This is a genomic window from Cellulomonas sp. H30R-01 (genome assembly GCF_010119915.1).
GTDB lineage: Bacteria > Actinomycetota > Actinomycetes > Actinomycetales > Cellulomonadaceae > Cellulomonas > Cellulomonas algicola.
The window spans coordinates 3,126,571-3,140,962 of sequence record NZ_CP048210.1; the positions used below are offsets into that span (position 1 = coordinate 3,126,571).

At 74.2% G+C, this 14,392-nt stretch carries 12 protein-coding genes; 7 read left to right on the forward strand and 5 right to left on the reverse strand.

Translation table 11 applies throughout. The features are described from left to right. Nucleotides 1-37 precede the first annotated feature (37 nt). From GXP71_RS13985 to GXP71_RS14015, 7 genes are all read left to right on the forward strand, one after another. Complete coding sequence (locus GXP71_RS13985; RefSeq protein ID WP_124343549.1) at nucleotides 38-1,366, forward strand: ABC transporter substrate-binding protein; 1,329 nt, start codon at nucleotides 38-40, stop codon at nucleotides 1,364-1,366. Nucleotides 1,367-1,618: 252 nt separating this feature from the next. Then, nucleotides 1,619-2,905: an MIR domain-containing protein gene (locus tag GXP71_RS13990; protein WP_162353143.1), complete on the forward strand. Its 1,287-nt coding sequence runs from the start codon at nucleotides 1,619-1,621 to the stop codon at nucleotides 2,903-2,905. A gap of 378 nt (nucleotides 2,906-3,283) precedes the next feature. Next, on the forward strand, nucleotides 3,284-4,414 hold the full coding sequence (locus GXP71_RS13995) for an ABC transporter substrate-binding protein (RefSeq protein WP_162353144.1): 1,131 nt from the start codon (nucleotides 3,284-3,286) through the stop codon (nucleotides 4,412-4,414). Beyond that, complete coding sequence (locus GXP71_RS14000; protein ID WP_162353145.1) at nucleotides 4,414-5,268, forward strand: ABC transporter permease; 855 nt, start codon at nucleotides 4,414-4,416, stop codon at nucleotides 5,266-5,268. The genes GXP71_RS13995 and GXP71_RS14000 overlap by 1 nt, the downstream gene beginning before the upstream one ends. Further along, nucleotides 5,244-6,206, forward strand: coding sequence for an ABC transporter ATP-binding protein (locus GXP71_RS14005; RefSeq protein ID WP_238402422.1), 963 nt, complete (start codon nucleotides 5,244-5,246; stop codon nucleotides 6,204-6,206). Before GXP71_RS14000 ends, GXP71_RS14005 begins: the two co-directional genes overlap by 25 nt. Then, the gene (locus GXP71_RS14010; RefSeq protein ID WP_162353146.1) at nucleotides 6,203-7,567 is read left to right on the forward strand and encodes an LLM class flavin-dependent oxidoreductase; all 1,365 of its coding nucleotides are present in this window, start codon (nucleotides 6,203-6,205) and stop codon (nucleotides 7,565-7,567) included. The genes GXP71_RS14005 and GXP71_RS14010 overlap by 4 nt, the downstream gene beginning before the upstream one ends. Before the next feature lie 70 nt (nucleotides 7,568-7,637). Further along, nucleotides 7,638-8,666: an aldo/keto reductase gene (locus GXP71_RS14015; RefSeq protein ID WP_162353147.1), complete on the forward strand. Its 1,029-nt coding sequence runs from the start codon at nucleotides 7,638-7,640 to the stop codon at nucleotides 8,664-8,666. Between the two features lie 79 nt (nucleotides 8,667-8,745). On the opposite strand, the gene GXP71_RS14020 is transcribed toward GXP71_RS14015, so the two are convergent. The 5 genes from GXP71_RS14020 to GXP71_RS14040 form a co-directional block, all read right to left on the reverse strand. Continuing rightward, nucleotides 8,746-9,501, reverse strand: a complete 756-nt coding sequence (locus GXP71_RS14020; protein WP_162353148.1) for a DUF4352 domain-containing protein — start codon at nucleotides 9,499-9,501, stop codon at nucleotides 8,746-8,748. A 128-nt stretch (nucleotides 9,502-9,629) separates the two neighbouring features. After that, nucleotides 9,630-10,418: a methyltransferase domain-containing protein gene (locus GXP71_RS14025; protein WP_162353149.1), complete on the reverse strand. Its 789-nt coding sequence runs from the start codon at nucleotides 10,416-10,418 to the stop codon at nucleotides 9,630-9,632. Between the two features lie 11 nt (nucleotides 10,419-10,429). Further along, nucleotides 10,430-11,731, reverse strand: coding sequence for an FAD-dependent oxidoreductase (locus tag GXP71_RS14030; RefSeq protein WP_162353150.1), 1,302 nt, complete (start codon nucleotides 11,729-11,731; stop codon nucleotides 10,430-10,432). Then, the gene (locus tag GXP71_RS14035) at nucleotides 11,731-12,834 is read right to left on the reverse strand and encodes a hypothetical protein (protein ID WP_162353151.1); all 1,104 of its coding nucleotides are present in this window, start codon (nucleotides 12,832-12,834) and stop codon (nucleotides 11,731-11,733) included. The genes GXP71_RS14030 and GXP71_RS14035 overlap by 1 nt, the downstream gene beginning before the upstream one ends. Further along, complete coding sequence (locus GXP71_RS14040; protein WP_162353152.1) at nucleotides 12,831-14,360, reverse strand: acyl-CoA reductase; 1,530 nt, start codon at nucleotides 14,358-14,360, stop codon at nucleotides 12,831-12,833. The genes GXP71_RS14035 and GXP71_RS14040 overlap by 4 nt, the downstream gene beginning before the upstream one ends. Between the last annotated feature and the right edge of the window lie 32 nt (nucleotides 14,361-14,392).

A 14,392-nucleotide genomic window follows, 5' to 3' on the forward strand; every position in this document is an offset into this window, starting at 1 on the left:
GACCAGCACACCGACGTCCTCGTCACGAAGGAGAACCATGCGCCACCGTCCCGCCCTCCGCGGCCGGACCGCCGTCCTGCGGTCCGCTGCACTGCTCGCCGTCGGGGCCCTCGCCCTGACCGCCTGCGCCGGGTCCGACGAGCCCGCCGCCGAGGCCACCTCGTCCGGGCCGCCCGAGCCCGTCGAGATCCGCTTCTCGTGGTGGGGCTCCGACACCCGCCACGAGCTCACCCAGCAGGTGCTCGACAAGTTCACCGAGAAGTACCCGCACATCACGGTGGTGCCGGACTACACGGACTGGAACTCGTACTTCGACAAGCTGAGCACCGGCGTCGCCGGCGGTGACGCCCCCGACGTCATCACGCAGGAGGAGCGCTACCTGGCGGACTACGCGTCGCAGGGCGTGCTGGCCGACCTCAACGAGCTCGACCTCGACACCTCGAAGATCGACCCGAACGTGCTGCAGTCCGGCACGATCGACGACGCGCTCTACGGCGTCGCGACGGGCGTCAACGCGTACGCGATCGTCGCGGACCCCGAGGCGTTCGCCGCGGCGGGCGTCGAGATGCCCGACGACACCACGTGGACGTGGGAGGACTACGTCGACATCGCGAACGAGATCTCGGCGAAGACGGGCAAGGCGATCTACGGCGCGCAGGACTACGGGTTCAACGAGCCCGGGTTCTCGATCTTCGCGCGGCAGCGCGGCGAGTCCCTCTACAACGAGGACGGCGAGGTCGGCTACAAGGAGTCGACGCTGGCCGACTGGTGGCAGTACTCGCTCGACCTGCAGGCCGGCGGCGGCACGCCCGACGCGGCCCTCACGGTCGAGACCGACGCGGGCGGCCCGGAGCAGTCCCTCGTCGGCACCAACAAGGGCGCCATGGCGTGGTTCTGGACCAACCAGCTCACCGCCATCACGACCGCGTCGGGCCGCCCGCTCCAGCTGCTGCGCGTCCCCGGCGAGTCCGAGGAGGAGCGCACCGGCATGTACTTCAAGCCGGCCATGTTCTACTCCGTCTCCGCGAAGTCGCAGCACCCGGAGGAGGCCAAGCTCCTCGTCGACTTCCTGCTGAACGACCCGGCCGCCGGCGAGATCCTGCTGTCCGACCGCGGCCTGCCCGCCAACACCGACGTCCGCGCCGCGGTGCAGGACAAGTTCAACGACACCGACAAGCAGGCCGCCGAGTTCCTCGCGAGCCTCGAGGGCGACATCGTCGACGGTCCCGTCGTGCCGCCGGTGGGTGCGGGCGAGGTCGCCGGCATCACCAAGCGCATCAACGAGGAGGTCCTCTTCGGGCGCCTCACGCCCGAGCAGGCCGCGAAGCAGTTCACCGACGAGGTGAAGCTGGCCATCGGCCAGTAGTCCTCACGCTCGACGCCGGCCCGACCGCCGGCACGCACGGTCCCGACGGGGCGGTCCGCACGCAGCGGGCCGCCCCGTCGGGCGTCCTGGCGGATGACCGGCGACGGCGCGCGGGGGCTGCCCCGTCCGCCGTATCAGCTGCGGCGGCGCGCGCTCCTGCACGGTGCCAGGGTGGGTGCTGGCAGGTCCGCCGGGACCCGCCCGCCACACCGCGCGACGACAGGGCCCGAGCGGCCGACGAAGGACCCGACGATGCCCGACCCGCACCCCCCGGTCCCGTCGCCGTCGCCGCAGCCTCCGCCCGTCCCCACCGACGACGACACGCGTGCGCAGCACCGTGTCGACTTCGACCCGGCGGTGCACGGGTTCGCGTTCCCGAACGCGTTCGTCGACGAGCTCATCACGCTGCCCAACGGCACGACGATCACCACGGCGGGTCGGTGCGGCGGCATGTCCTACGCGGCGCTGGACTACTTCGTCTCGGGCCGTCCCGTCCCCCGCTGGTCCGCGGACCTGTACGCGCCCGACCGGGTCCCGCCGGACGAGAACTGGCTCGCGAAGTACGTCCACGACCGCCAGCTCCAGTCCTTCCTGACGGGCTCGGCGACGAAGTTCCTCACGTGGACGCTGCACTCGGACGACGAGACGTGGGTGTTCAAGGGCGTGAGCCGCTGGACGAAGGAGGAGGAGGTCCCGCGGGTCGTCGCGTCCGTCGACGCGGGCCGGCCGGTCGTCCTGGGCCTCGTCGTGGCGCGGTCGCTCGCGAAGGTCGGCGACAACCACCAGGTCGTCGCGTACGGGTACGACGTGGACCGCGCGACGGGCCGCGTCGCGCTCCAGGTGTACGACCCGAACTCGCCGGGCCGCGAGGTCGTCTTCACGTCGGAGCCCGGGCAGAAGGACTGGTCGGCGTCGAACGGCCGCCGCTGGCGCGGGTTCTTCGTGCAGGACTACACGCCGAAGCCGCCGCGCGTGCTCACGCGCACGGCACCGTCCCGCGACCGGCAGGTGAGCACCGGGGACGTCGTCAAGCTGTCGCACGTCTGGACGGGCCGTTCGCTGCACTCGCACGGGCTCGCGTGGACGCACGCGGGCACGTCGGGGCAGCAGCAGGTCACGGCGTTCGACGGGTCCGACGACAACGACCTGTGGCGGCTCGCGGCTCCGCACGGCAACGCGGCCGCGGTCGGCGACGGGCACGCGCTGCGGCACGGCGACGTGCTGCGGCTGCGGCACGTCGAGACCGGCCGGAACCTGCACAGCCACCGGGGCTTCCCGTCGCCGCTCACGGGTCAGCAGGAGGTCACGGCGTTCGGCCGGGACGGCGTGGGCGACGGGGGCGACGACTGGCGTGTCGAGGTGGACGGCGGCGGGCGCTGGCGTGCGGGGTCGCGCGTCCGGCTCGTGCACGTCGCGACGGGTGTGGCGCTGCACTCGCACCGGCGCACGGACCCGCAGCTCACGGCCGGGCAGCAGGAGGTCACGGGCTTCACGGGGCGTGACGGCAACGACTGGTGGACGGTCCTCGAGGTGCGCTGACGCGGCCCTGCCCTCACAGCGGTTGCGGTGCTCATGAGAAATCCCGACTCAACATCTCAGGATTTGGGAGGGGGCTTCTCACCCCTCGGAGGTGCTGACACGGTGTTCCCCATGTCGTCCCGTCGAGCACTCGCCGCCGCAGCCCCGCTGCCCGTGGCCCGCTCGTGTCGGGCGTGTCCCGCCTGTCGGTGACCGACGACCACGCCGTCGTCGACCGCTGACCGGTCCGCGGCGCCCCCACGCCGCGCACGACGGCTCCTCAGGACCGTCGTCGCCCTCAGCCCGAGGGCCCCTCTCCCCCGCGCACCACCAGCACCGACCGCCGCACGCCCGCAGGGGGCCGCGGTGCGATCCGTCCTGCCGTCGAGAGGCACACGCATGTCCACCCGTACCCGCCGGACCCGTCCGGCACCCCGCACGGCGGCCCTCGCTGCCGCCCGGCCCCGGCTCGCCGCCGCGGTGCTCGCCACCGCGCTGGCCGGTGCGCTCGCCGCGTGCTCCGGCGCGAGCGCCCAGACGACCGGCGACGACCCGACCGCCGCGTCCGGCGACCTGCCGACCGAGATCCCCGCCGGCACATCGCTGGTCATCGGCGACCCCGTCACGCAGAAGGCGGTCGAGATCGCCGGCGGAGACCTCGACGCGGACCTCGGCTTCGAGATCGAGTGGGCGAACGTGTCCGGAGGCCCCGCGACGACCGAGGCGTTCCGCGCCGGGTCGCTCGACGTCGGTTCGGTCGCGGACATCCCGCCGATCCACGCGACCTGGACGGGCCTCGACGTGCGGATCATCGCCGCGTCGTACCGCCAGGACTGGGAGGACTTCCCGATCTACGAGTTCGGCGTCGCACCCGGCGTCGAGGGCGTGGACTCGCTCGAGGACTTCGCGGGTCACCGCATCGCGTACAGCCCGGGCCAGGCGCAGGGCGTCATCGTGCTGCGCGCACTGCAGAAGGCGGGCCTCGACCTCGACGACGTCGAGCTCGTCGAGCTGCCCAGCACGGGCGACGTCTACCCGACGGCGCTCGCCGCGGGCGAGGTCGACATCGCGCCCATCGGCGGCGTGCAGATCGCGCGGTACGTCGACCAGTACGGCAAGGACGGCGCGCACACCGTCACGCACGGCCTGCGCGACGACCCGGGCGTGCTCTACGTCCCGACGTCGACGCTCGACGACCCCGCGAAGGCCGCGGCGCTGCGCGCGTACGTCCGGCTGTGGGCGCAGGCCAAGCTGTGGGTCGAGGACCACCCCGACGAGTGGGTGCAGGGGTACTACGTCGAGGACCAGGGCCTGTCCGAGGAGGACGGCCGCTACCTCGTCGAGCACGCCGGCACGCCCGACATCCCCGCCGACTGGACCGAGGCGATCGAGCGCCACCAGGAGACGATCGACCTGCTCGCCGAGGCCACCGGCAACGACCCGCTCGACGCACCCGACCTGTGGGACCAGCGCTTCGCGCCGGTCGTCGCGGAGGCTGTCGAGGAGTACCGGGCGGGGGCGAGCAGCTGATGTCGGTCCTCACCGCACCGCGGGCGCTCGCGTCGCCCCGCCCGCTCACGCGCCCGGCGACCACCCGTCGCCGCGCCACCCGGCGCCTCGGCCCCGGCCGCAGCATCCCCGGCGGCGCCGCGCTCGGCCTGCTCGCGCTCGTCGCGTTCTGGGCGCTCGGCAGCGTCACCGGGTTCCTCGACCAGCGCACGCTGTCGGCGCCGTGGACCGTCGTCACCACCGCGGGCGAGCTGATCGAGTCCGGCCGCCTCCAGGAGAACCTCGCGGTGTCCGCGCAGCGCGCGCTGCTGGGCCTGCTGTTCGGGATCGTCCTCGGGACCCTGCTGGCTCTCGTGTCCGGCCTCACGCGGGTCGGGGAGGCGCTCATCGACGGACCCGTGCAGGTCAAGCGGGCCATCCCGAGCCTCGCGCTGCTGCCGCTGCTCATCCTGTGGCTCGGCATCGGCGAGACGATGAAGGTCGTCACGATCCTGCTCGGCGTGTTCGTGCCCGTGTACATCCACACCCACAACGGCCTGCGGACGATCGACGCGCGGTACGTCGAGCTCGCCGAGACCGTCGGGCTGTCGCGGTGGCAGTTCGTGCGACGCGTCGTCCTGCCGGGTGCGCTGCCCGGGTTCCTGCTCGGGCTGCGGTTCGCCGTGACGGGCGCGTGGCTCTCGCTCGTCGTCGTCGAGCAGATCAACGGCACCGCCGGGATCGGCTACATGATGGAGCTCGCGCGCACGTACGGGCAGACGGAGATCATCGTCGTCGGCCTCGTCCTGTACGGCGTGCTGGGCTTCGGCTCCGACGCCCTCGTGCGCCTCGTGCAGAGGAGGGCGCTCGCATGGCGACGCACGCTCGCGGACTGACCCGCGCACCCGGCACGACACCGGGGACCGGCGCGCTCGACGGGTCGGTGACCGCTCCCGCCGGCGCCGTGGTGCCGGCGGTGCCCGCAGGTGCCGCACCCGCGCACGCCGACGGCCGGACGCCCGAGCGCTCCGCGGTCCCGCCGCCCGCGCACGGCACCCTCGCCGACGAGCGCACGACCACGACCGACGGCTCGGTCGTCGTCCGGCACCTCGACCGCGCGTACGGCCTGGCCGAGGGCGACGGGCGCGTCCTGCGAGACCTCGACCTCACCATCGCGCCCGGCGAGTTCGTCGCGATCCTCGGACGCAGCGGCTCGGGCAAGTCGACGCTGCTCCGGGCTCTCGCGGGCCTCGACCACGACGTGCACGGCACCGGCACGGTCGCGGTCCCCGAGCGGGTGTCCGTCGTCTTCCAGGACTCGCGCCTGCTGCCGTGGGCGCGCGTGCTCGACAACGTCACGCTCGGCCTGCGCGGGTCTCAGGCGCACGAGCTCGGCCGCGAGCGCCTCGCCGAGGTCGGCCTGGCCGGCCGCGAGCGCGCGTGGCCCACGGAGCTGTCGGGCGGTGAGCAGCAGCGCGTGTCGCTGGCCCGCTCGCTCGTCCGGGAGCCGCAGCTGCTGCTCGCCGACGAGCCGTTCGGGGCGCTCGACGCGCTCACCCGGCTGCGCATGCACGGCCTGCTGCGCGACCTGTGCGCGCGGCACCGACCCGCGGTCCTGCTGGTCACGCACGACGTCGACGAGGCGATCGTGCTGGCCGACCGGGTTGTCGTGCTCGACGAGGGGCGCCTCGCGCTCGACGTGCCCGTCGCGCTCGACGACGGCCCGCGCGACCCGGCGGCCCCGCGGTTCGCCGCCCTCCGCGCCCAGCTGCTCGACGCGTTGGGCGCTCTCACTCCCACCCTTCCCCTCGACGACCCGAGGAGCACCCGATGACCACCCACCGCGCAGGGCACCTGCACCTCAACGCGTTCCTCATGAGCACCGGCCACCACGAGGCGTCGTGGCGGCTTCCCGAGAGCGACCCGTCGTACGTCTCGACGAACATCGCCTACCTGCAGCGTCTGGCGCAGACCGCGGAGCGGGGCAGGCTCGACTCGATCTTCTTCGCCGACGGTCCCGCGCTGCACCGGGACATCGGCCGCCGCCCGTCGGGCACGCTCGAGCCGACGGTCGTGCTCGCGGCGATCGCGGCGGTCACGCAGCGGATCGGCCTCATCGCGACCGCGTCGACCACCTACAACGACCCGTACAACCTGGCCCGACGCTTCGCGTCGGTCGACCACATCAGCAACGGTCGGGCGGGCTGGAACATCGTCACGACGGCGTTCGTCGAGGCCGCGCGGAACTTCGGGCTCGACGAGCAGCCCGCCCACGCGGACCGGTACGCGCGCGCCGCGGAGTTCATCGAGGTCGCGCTCAAGCTGTGGGACTCGTGGGAGGACGACGCGGAGATCGGCGACAAGGAGGCGGGGCTCTGGGGCGACTCGTCGCGCGTCCACCCGATCGGCCACGTCGGCGAGCACTTCCGCGTCGCAGGCGCGCTCACGACGCCGCGCTCGCCGCAGGCGCACCCGCTGCTCGTGCAGGCCGGGTCGTCGGAGGACGGCAAGGACCTCGCGGCTCGCTACGCGGAGGCGGTGTTCACGGCGCAGCAGACGCTCGAGGACGCCCAGGCGTTCTACGCGGACCTCAAGCGTCGTGCGGTCGAGTGGGGGCGCGACCCGGCGACGGTGCTCGTGCTGCCGGGGATCGTGCCGGTCATCGGCGCGACCGAGGCCGAGGCGCGGGAGAAGGAGGACGAGCTCGACCGGCTCATCAACCCGGAGTACGCGCGCGTCCAGCTCGCGGCGCAGCTGCGGGTCGACCCGGAGGAGCTGCCGCTCGACCGCGAGCTGCCGGACCACCTGCCGTCGGAGGACGAGATCGAGGGCGCGAAGAGCCGGTACACGCTCATCGTGAACCTGGCCCGGCGCGAGCGGCTCACGGTCCGCCAGCTCATCGGCCGGCTCGGCGGCGGGCGCGGTCACCGCACGTTCTCGGGCACGGCCGAGCAGGTCGCGGACGCGATCCAGGACTGGTACGACCAGGGCGCCGCCGACGGGTTCAACATCATGCCCGCGGTGCTGCCGTCGGGGCTCGAGGAGTTCGTCGACCAGGTCGTGCCGATCCTCGTCGACCGCGGCATCTTCCGGTCCGAGTACACGGGCACGACGCTGCGCGACCACTACGGCCTGGCCCGGCCTGCCAACCCGCACACGGTCGCGCGACTCGCGCCGGCGGAGGCGACCCGATGACGACCGGGCACGCCGGTCACCGGCGCGTTCTCAGCCCCACCCCGCACCCCGTCACCCGAGGAGTCCACGCATGACGACGTATCGCCCGCTCGGCCGCACCGGCGTGCAGGTCAGCACGCTCACGCTCGGCGCCATGAACTTCGGCGCGTGGGGCAACCCCGACCACGACGCGTCGGTCGCGATCATCCACCGCGCGCTCGACGCCGGGATCAACGTGATCGACACCGCCGACGTCTACTCGCGCGGCGAGTCCGAGACGATCGTCGGGAAGGCCCTCCGGGGCCGCCGCGACGACGTCGTGCTCGCGACGAAGGTGCACGGCCGGCTGTCCGACGAGGTCAACCACGCCGGCAACTCGCGCCGCTGGATCATCCGCGAGGTCGAGGACTCGCTGCGACGCCTGCAGACCGACCACGTCGACCTGTACCAGGTGCACCGCCCCGAGCCGGGGACGGACGTCGAGGAGACGCTGTCCGCGCTCGACGACCTGGTCCGCGCGGGCAAGGTCCGGTACGTCGGCACGTCGACGTTCCTCGGCTCGCAGATCGTCGAGGCGCAGTGGGTCGCGCGCGACCGCCGGCTCGTCCGGCCCGTCACCGAGCAGCCGCCGTACTCGATCCTCGCCCGCGGGGTGGAGCGGGAGATCCTGCCGCTCGCCCTCGAGCACGGGCTCGGCGTCCTGCCGTGGAGCCCGCTCGCCGGCGGCTGGCTCTCGGGCCGACCCGTCGGCGCCGACGCGCCCGTCTCGCCGCGCATCGCCCGCCAGCCCGGCCGGCACGACCCGTCGCTGCCCGAGAACGTCGCGAAGGCCGAGGCCGTGCAGGCGCTCGCCAAGGTCGCCGAGGCCGCGGGCCTGACGCTCGTGCAGCTCGCGCTGGCCTTCGTCGTGGAGCACCCCGCGGTGACGTCCGCGATCATCGGCCCGCGCACGCCCGAGCACCTCGACGCGGCGCTCGCGGCGCTCGACGTGCGCCTCTCCGCGGACGTCCTCGACGAGATCGACGCGATCGTCCCGCCGGGCACGACGCTCAACGCCGCGGACGCGGGCTGGACCCCGCCGTCCCTCACGGACGCGACGCTCCGCCGCCGTCCCCGCTGAGGCGCGACGACAGCGCCGCCCGTGCCGTCAGTCCGCCGGGAAGCCCCGGGGACCGACGCCACGGGCGGCGCCAGGGTCGTCAGCGCAGCGCGGCCTCGACACCGCCCGACCAGGCGGAGTCGTGCAGGTCGATCGTCGTGAGCACCGTGCCCGGCGGCACGTCGAACACCACCACGGCCTCGACGGTGTTCCCGGGGTTGATCTCCTCCATCCACGAGTCGGAGCCGTCGAGGTAGACCGCGGCCGTGGAGTCCGACGAGTACTCCTGACCGGCCTCGTTGCGCGCCTTCTGCGCGTCGCCGAAGAAGTACTGCGCCTCGTCGCCGATGTTGGTCACCGACATCCGGACGAGGCAGAACTCGCCCTGCGCGTCCTGGTGCAAGTACTCGCCGCCGACGGTGGCGAGCCCGCACTCCGTGCCGTGCACGACGAACTCGAACTTGCCGTCGCGGACCGGGGTGCCGAGCGGTGCGACGGCGGGGGCCTCCTCCACGGGAGCCTCCTCGGCCGGCGCAGCCTCCTCCGGGGCGACCTCGGCGGCGGGCTCCTCGACCACGGCGGGGGCGTCGGCGACCTTGTCGGGCGCCGCCACGTCGGACGCGTCGTCACCGCCGCCGGACGCCGCGATCGCGACGACCAGGACGGCCGCGCCGATGCCGACACCGGTCAGCACCTTGTGCCGGGCGAACCAGGCGGGGCGCTTGCCGTCCTCGACCCAGAGCTGCCACCCCTCGGGGGCCGGACCCCAGCTCGGGTCGGGCTGCCAACCGGGCGGCGGAGTCCAGCCGGCGGGCGGGGCCGGCCAGTTCGGGGGCGCGTTGTAGCGAGCTGCCATGGGTACCTCACAAGGGGTCGGGGACGAACGGGGTGCGACCGTCCTGACATAACATGTGACATAACTATGGCGGTGCCGGTGCCGGCACGGTCAGGACGAACGTCCTCGCCCGGCGGGCGGCCGCACGGTCAGCGGCGGGCGGTGAGGACCATCCAGACGAGCTCGCCCGACGTGCTGTGCGTGAGCTTCGTGCGCCAGCGTCGCGTGAGGTCCGCGTGCTCCTCGGGCGACAGCAGCGCGCGCACGTCGTCGCCCCGCTCCTCCAGGACCCGCAGGCCGTGCTCCTGCGACGCCACGAGGTCGGCCGTGCGGTCCTCGGTCACGACGTCGGCGAAACCGCACGACGTCAGCAGGTCCGCGTACGCGTCGAGCGTCAGCATGTGCTGCCCCCACGCGAGCATCCGCTCGCCGAACTCCGCGGACGCCGCCGACGTGCCGAGGCAGTAGTCCGTGACGAGCACCGACCCGCCGGGCCGCAGCGCGTCGTGCAGCCGGCGCCACGCGACCGGCTTCTCGTCGTGCGTGAGGAACGCCCCCGCGTCGCGCGTCCACACCACGTCGAAGGCACCGGGCCGCACGACGTCCGAGGTCAGCACGTTGCCGCACACGAGCTCGACGTCCGCGCCCGGCGCGTCGACCTCCTGGCGCTCGCGGGCGAGGTCCGTCATGTCGGGCGACGCGTCGAGCCCGACGACCCGGACGCCGAACCGGGTCGCCAGCCGGAACGCGTCCCCACCCAGGCCCGAGCCGACGTCGAGCACGTCGGCACCGGCCCGCAGAGCCGCGCGTGCGGCGAGCGCGTCGAACACCTCCGGCTCGGCCGGGCCCTGGTAGCCGCGGCCGTAGAGGAGCTCGTGGCGCAGGGCCACCTCGCGGCTGTAGCGGTGCGCGATGGTCGCGGGCAGTCCGTCGGGCATGGGTCGTCTCCTCAGGGAGTGGTCGCGGGTGCGGGGCGCTGGACCGGGACGTGGTCGGTGCGCGATGCCCGGGCGGTCCGGGCGGGGTCGTGGGGGCGGAGCAGCTCGACGTCGGTCGCCGACGGGCCGGCCGGGCCGCACAGCGCCGCGACCAGGTCACCGACGGCGGCCGCGTGCGTGAAGCCGTGACCGGAGAAGCCGCCGCACACGACGAGGCGGAGCGTCCCGGGAACGCGGCCGACGAGGAAGTCCCCGTCGGACGTGTAGGCGTCGACGCACGCCGAGGCGGCGACGGGGTCCGGCGCGAGGGCGGGCACCCAGGTCCGGACGAAGTCGACGACCGAGGTCGTCTCGTCGGCTGAGGGCGGCCCGGCACGGCCCGCACCGAGCCGGTCGGGGTCGAGCAGCCGGGACGAGCCGCCGATCTTCACGCCGCGACCGTCGACGTCCGGCAGCCCCCAGAACCGGTCCCCGCCGACCTGCCGCACGAACGCGGGCCAGATGCTGCCGGGCGGGGCGTCGACGGACGTGCCGACACGCGCCGGGTCGACGGGAGCGCGGCGGTCGACCGCGTGCACGGGTCGGAACCACGCCTGGACGACCCGGCGTGCGGGTGCCCCGACGACGCGTGCCGCCTCCCCCGTCGCGAGCCACGCGCCCGTCGCGAGCACGACACGACGCGCGCGCAGCACACGGTCGTCGAGCACCACGACGACCCCGTCGGCGCCGTCCCGGACCTCGCGCACGACGCGCCCGACGAGCACCTGCGCCCCGCGCGCGGCCGCGCACGCCACCGCGGCGCGGACTGTCGCCTCGGGACGGACGACCGCGGCGGCGCGGTCGAGCAGCACGGTGTCGTCGGTGCGGAGCGCGAGGTGCGGCACCGCCCGGGCGGCGGCGCGCGACCGCAGCACCTGGACGGAGGTCCCGCAGCGTTGCGCGACGGCGCGCGTGCGCCCGACGAGCGGACCGTCGCCCGGCCCGACGACGGCGTGCGCGCAGGGCGTCAGCAGGGTCGTGCCGGACTCGGCCTCGAGCTCGCGGTAGCGCGCGAGCGACCGGTCGGCGAGCGCCGGGTAGTGCGCGCCCTCCCAGTGCAGCCGACGGAACAGCCGCGTGCCGCCGTGCGACCCGCCGTGCACGTGGCCGGGCTCGTGCTGCTCGACGCCGACGGCCCGTAGCCCCGCGCGCGCGAGGCTCCACAGCGTGGTCGCCCCGGCGACGCCGAGCCCGACGACGACCACGTCGACGACGTCGTCGACGCGGGCCGTCCGGCCGACGCGCCCGCCCCGCGCCCCCGGATCGTCGGGCATCAGATCTTCATCGCGCAGCCCCGGCTCTCCAGCCGGTTGACGCGTCGCTCGATGCGCAGCACGTCGCCCGTGACGCCGCACGGGCAGGCCACGTCGCGGTCGACCCAGCCGAAGTCCTCGCTGAGCACGAACCCCGGGAAGCTGGTCGGGGTCGGGTCGCAGTACGCGAGCAGCCCCGGCTCGCCCGCCTCGACGGGCGCGAGCGTGCGGGCGTCGCGCGCGCTCACGTAGAGCCACGGCGGGCAGTGCTTCGCGTGGTGCGCGCACTCGAGCGCGATGGTGTTGAGCTCGACCATGTTGAACGCGTCGCGCACGGCGCCGACGTCGCGCAGCCCGAGCGACGGGACCAGCGCGTCGTGCAGCGCGTCGCGCGCGACGGCCTGCCCCTGCCGCCCCTTCCAGCCGCCGATCGTCACGGCGAACCGGCGCGGGTGCGCGGGGAGCGGACGCGAGCGCAGCGCGTGCGCGAGGTCCCACAGCAGCGGCGGCGGGCCGACGACGAGCGACGGCACGGACGGGTCGTCAGCCGCGAGCGCGTCGACCAGCCGCTCGGTCTCGACGGCCCCGTCGCGCACGTAGAAGTCGGTCTCGTGCAGCACGGAGACACCGGACATGACGTACGAGATCCACAGGTGCTGCGACTCGTCGACGCGCGGCCCGACGTTGTGCACGACGGTCTCGGCGTGCTCGACGTCGAGCAGCTCGTGCGTCGCGGCCGTGACCGACGCGAAGAACCGCATGAGCGTCGCGTCGTCGCGCGGGACCCGGGACACCGTGCCCTGCGTGCCGCTGCTCGTCGTCTGCACGACGGGCGCGTCGCCGGTCCGGACCAGGTCGGCCGCGCGCTTGAACACGCCGCTGGGCAGCAGCGGGATGCGGTCGAGCGTGTCGACGTCGATCGACGCGGGATCCAGGCCGTCCGCGTACCGGGCGTAGGCGGGGTTGTGCGCGACGTGGTGCGCGACCGCGTCGCGCAGGAACGCGGCGCGGACCTCGGGCGCGGCGCCGTCGCGCATCACGTCGGTCGCGGAGAGCCACGCGTCGAGCGCGCTGACCTCGTCGGCCGTCGTCGTGGGGGCGGGTCGGGTCGCGGTCGTGCTCATCGCTGGTCTCCCTCGGCGGGCGCGGGTCGGGGGTCCGTGCCGACGGCGGCGAGGTCGTCGGCCTGCATCGTCGCCCGGACGCGGTCGTACCGGTCGACGAGGTAGTGCTGCGCGGCGTCGGTGCGGCGCGTGTAGTAGCGGCCGGGGTCGTCCCACGACCGCTCGATCGACACGAGCCGGACGAGCGTGTGCATGCCGAGCGAGCCGTCGTGCGTGAACCCGGCGCGGGGCATGCGCGAGAACCCGGCCTCGACGAGCCGGTCCGCGCCCGCGGCCGCCCACCGGTCGCGGTGCTCGGTCGTGATCCGCCACGGGTGCACGCTCAGCGTCTGGCTGTGCCGGTCGAGGTGCCGGGCCACGTCGCCCAGGTCCTCGACGGGGTGCACGAACAGCGTGCGGCCGAGCGGGTGCGGCAGGTCCGTCGTGCCGAGCGGCAGCTCAACGACCGCCCAGTCCGGCGTGACCGTCGACGGGAAGCCGCGGAACGACGCCTCCGCGAGCAGCGCGGACCGGTTGGCGAGCACGTCGCGGTTCTCGGTGACGAACGGCAGGTTGCCCGTGAACGTCGCGAACGCCTCGCGCGCCGCGGCGACGAACGCCGTGGTGTCGCCCTTCACGAAGACGCGCTGCGTGTTGAAGCACGCCTCCTGGTCGTAGAACGCGGCGTCCTCGACGACGCGCATCGCGGCCTCGCGCGGGTCGGCCTGCGTGAGGTCGACGACCGACGCGCTGTGCCGTGGGCCGTACTCGGCCAGCGGGACGTTGACGCCGAGCTTGTTGCGCACGGACCGGACGGCGGCCTCGCCGCCCCACACGCAGGCGGCGTCGACGGACGCGATCGCCGCGTCGCCCACCGCGTCGCCGTGCGGCCAGTACGGCAGCGACAGCGCACGCGACACGGGGTGCTGCGGGTCGACCTCGAGCACCGCGAGCGCGAGCCCGACGGGCGAGATCGGGTCGCGCGACGGGAGCTTCGCGATCGAGCGGTTCTTCGTGACCATGCCGCGGCACAGGCTGTACATCGACGCGAGCGGCAGGTTGCCGACCAGGTAGTGCAGGACGAGCCCGCGCGGGTACGCGCGCCGGTACGACATCTGGACCGGCAGCCACTCGTCGAGGATGCGCTGGTCGCCGAACTCCGACTCGATCTGGTCGTACAGGTGCCAGCGCTGGGCGAGGAAGTGCCCGATCGTCTCGTAGTCGCGCTCCATCATCACGTCGGGGAACTGCGTGAGCGTGTGCGCGTGCCGGCGGACGAACATGCGCGCCGCGAGCCGGCGGGCGTCCCACAGCTCGCCGACCTTGCCGAGGAACGTGATGATCTCCGCCGACGAGAGCTCCGCGAGCTCGGCGTCGAGCGCGGGCCCGGCGGCGTGGATCTCGTCGAGGTGCGAGCGGTGGAACTGCGGGATGCGGACGGCGGCGCCGCTCTCGAACCGCAGCAGGTGGACGTCGTCGTCCTGCGGGCCGTCGGCGTAGCGCGCGACGCCGTTGACGATGAGCGGGAGGTCGATGACCTGGTCCATGGGTTCTCCGTTCGGTGGTGCGTGACGTCGGG

Bases quoted from the DNA above. Each gene is read 5' to 3' on its own strand.
- GXP71_RS13995 (WP_162353144.1), top strand. From the start codon at position 3,284: ATGTCCACCCGTACCCGCCGGACCCGTCCGGCACCCCGCACGGCGGCC.
- GXP71_RS13990 (WP_162353143.1), top strand. From the start codon at position 1,619: ATGCCCGACCCGCACCCCCCGGTCCCGTCGCCGTCGCCGCAGCCTCCG.
- GXP71_RS13985 (WP_124343549.1), top strand. From the start codon at position 38: ATGCGCCACCGTCCCGCCCTCCGCGGCCGGACCGCCGTCCTGCGGTCC.
- GXP71_RS14020 (WP_162353148.1), bottom strand. From the start codon at position 9,501: ATGGCAGCTCGCTACAACGCGCCCCCGAACTGGCCGGCCCCGCCCGCC.
- GXP71_RS14010 (WP_162353146.1), top strand. From the start codon at position 6,203: ATGACCACCCACCGCGCAGGGCACCTGCACCTCAACGCGTTCCTCATG.
- GXP71_RS14030 (WP_162353150.1), bottom strand. From the start codon at position 11,731: ATGCCCGACGATCCGGGGGCGCGGGGCGGGCGCGTCGGCCGGACGGCC.
- GXP71_RS14000 (WP_162353145.1), top strand. From the start codon at position 4,414: ATGTCGGTCCTCACCGCACCGCGGGCGCTCGCGTCGCCCCGCCCGCTC.
- GXP71_RS14025 (WP_162353149.1), bottom strand. From the start codon at position 10,418: ATGCCCGACGGACTGCCCGCGACCATCGCGCACCGCTACAGCCGCGAG.
- GXP71_RS14015 (WP_162353147.1), top strand. From the start codon at position 7,638: ATGACGACGTATCGCCCGCTCGGCCGCACCGGCGTGCAGGTCAGCACG.
- GXP71_RS14040 (WP_162353152.1), bottom strand. From the start codon at position 14,360: ATGGACCAGGTCATCGACCTCCCGCTCATCGTCAACGGCGTCGCGCGC.
- GXP71_RS14035 (WP_162353151.1), bottom strand. From the start codon at position 12,834: ATGAGCACGACCGCGACCCGACCCGCCCCCACGACGACGGCCGACGAG.
- GXP71_RS14005 (WP_238402422.1), top strand. From the start codon at position 5,244: ATGGCGACGCACGCTCGCGGACTGACCCGCGCACCCGGCACGACACCG.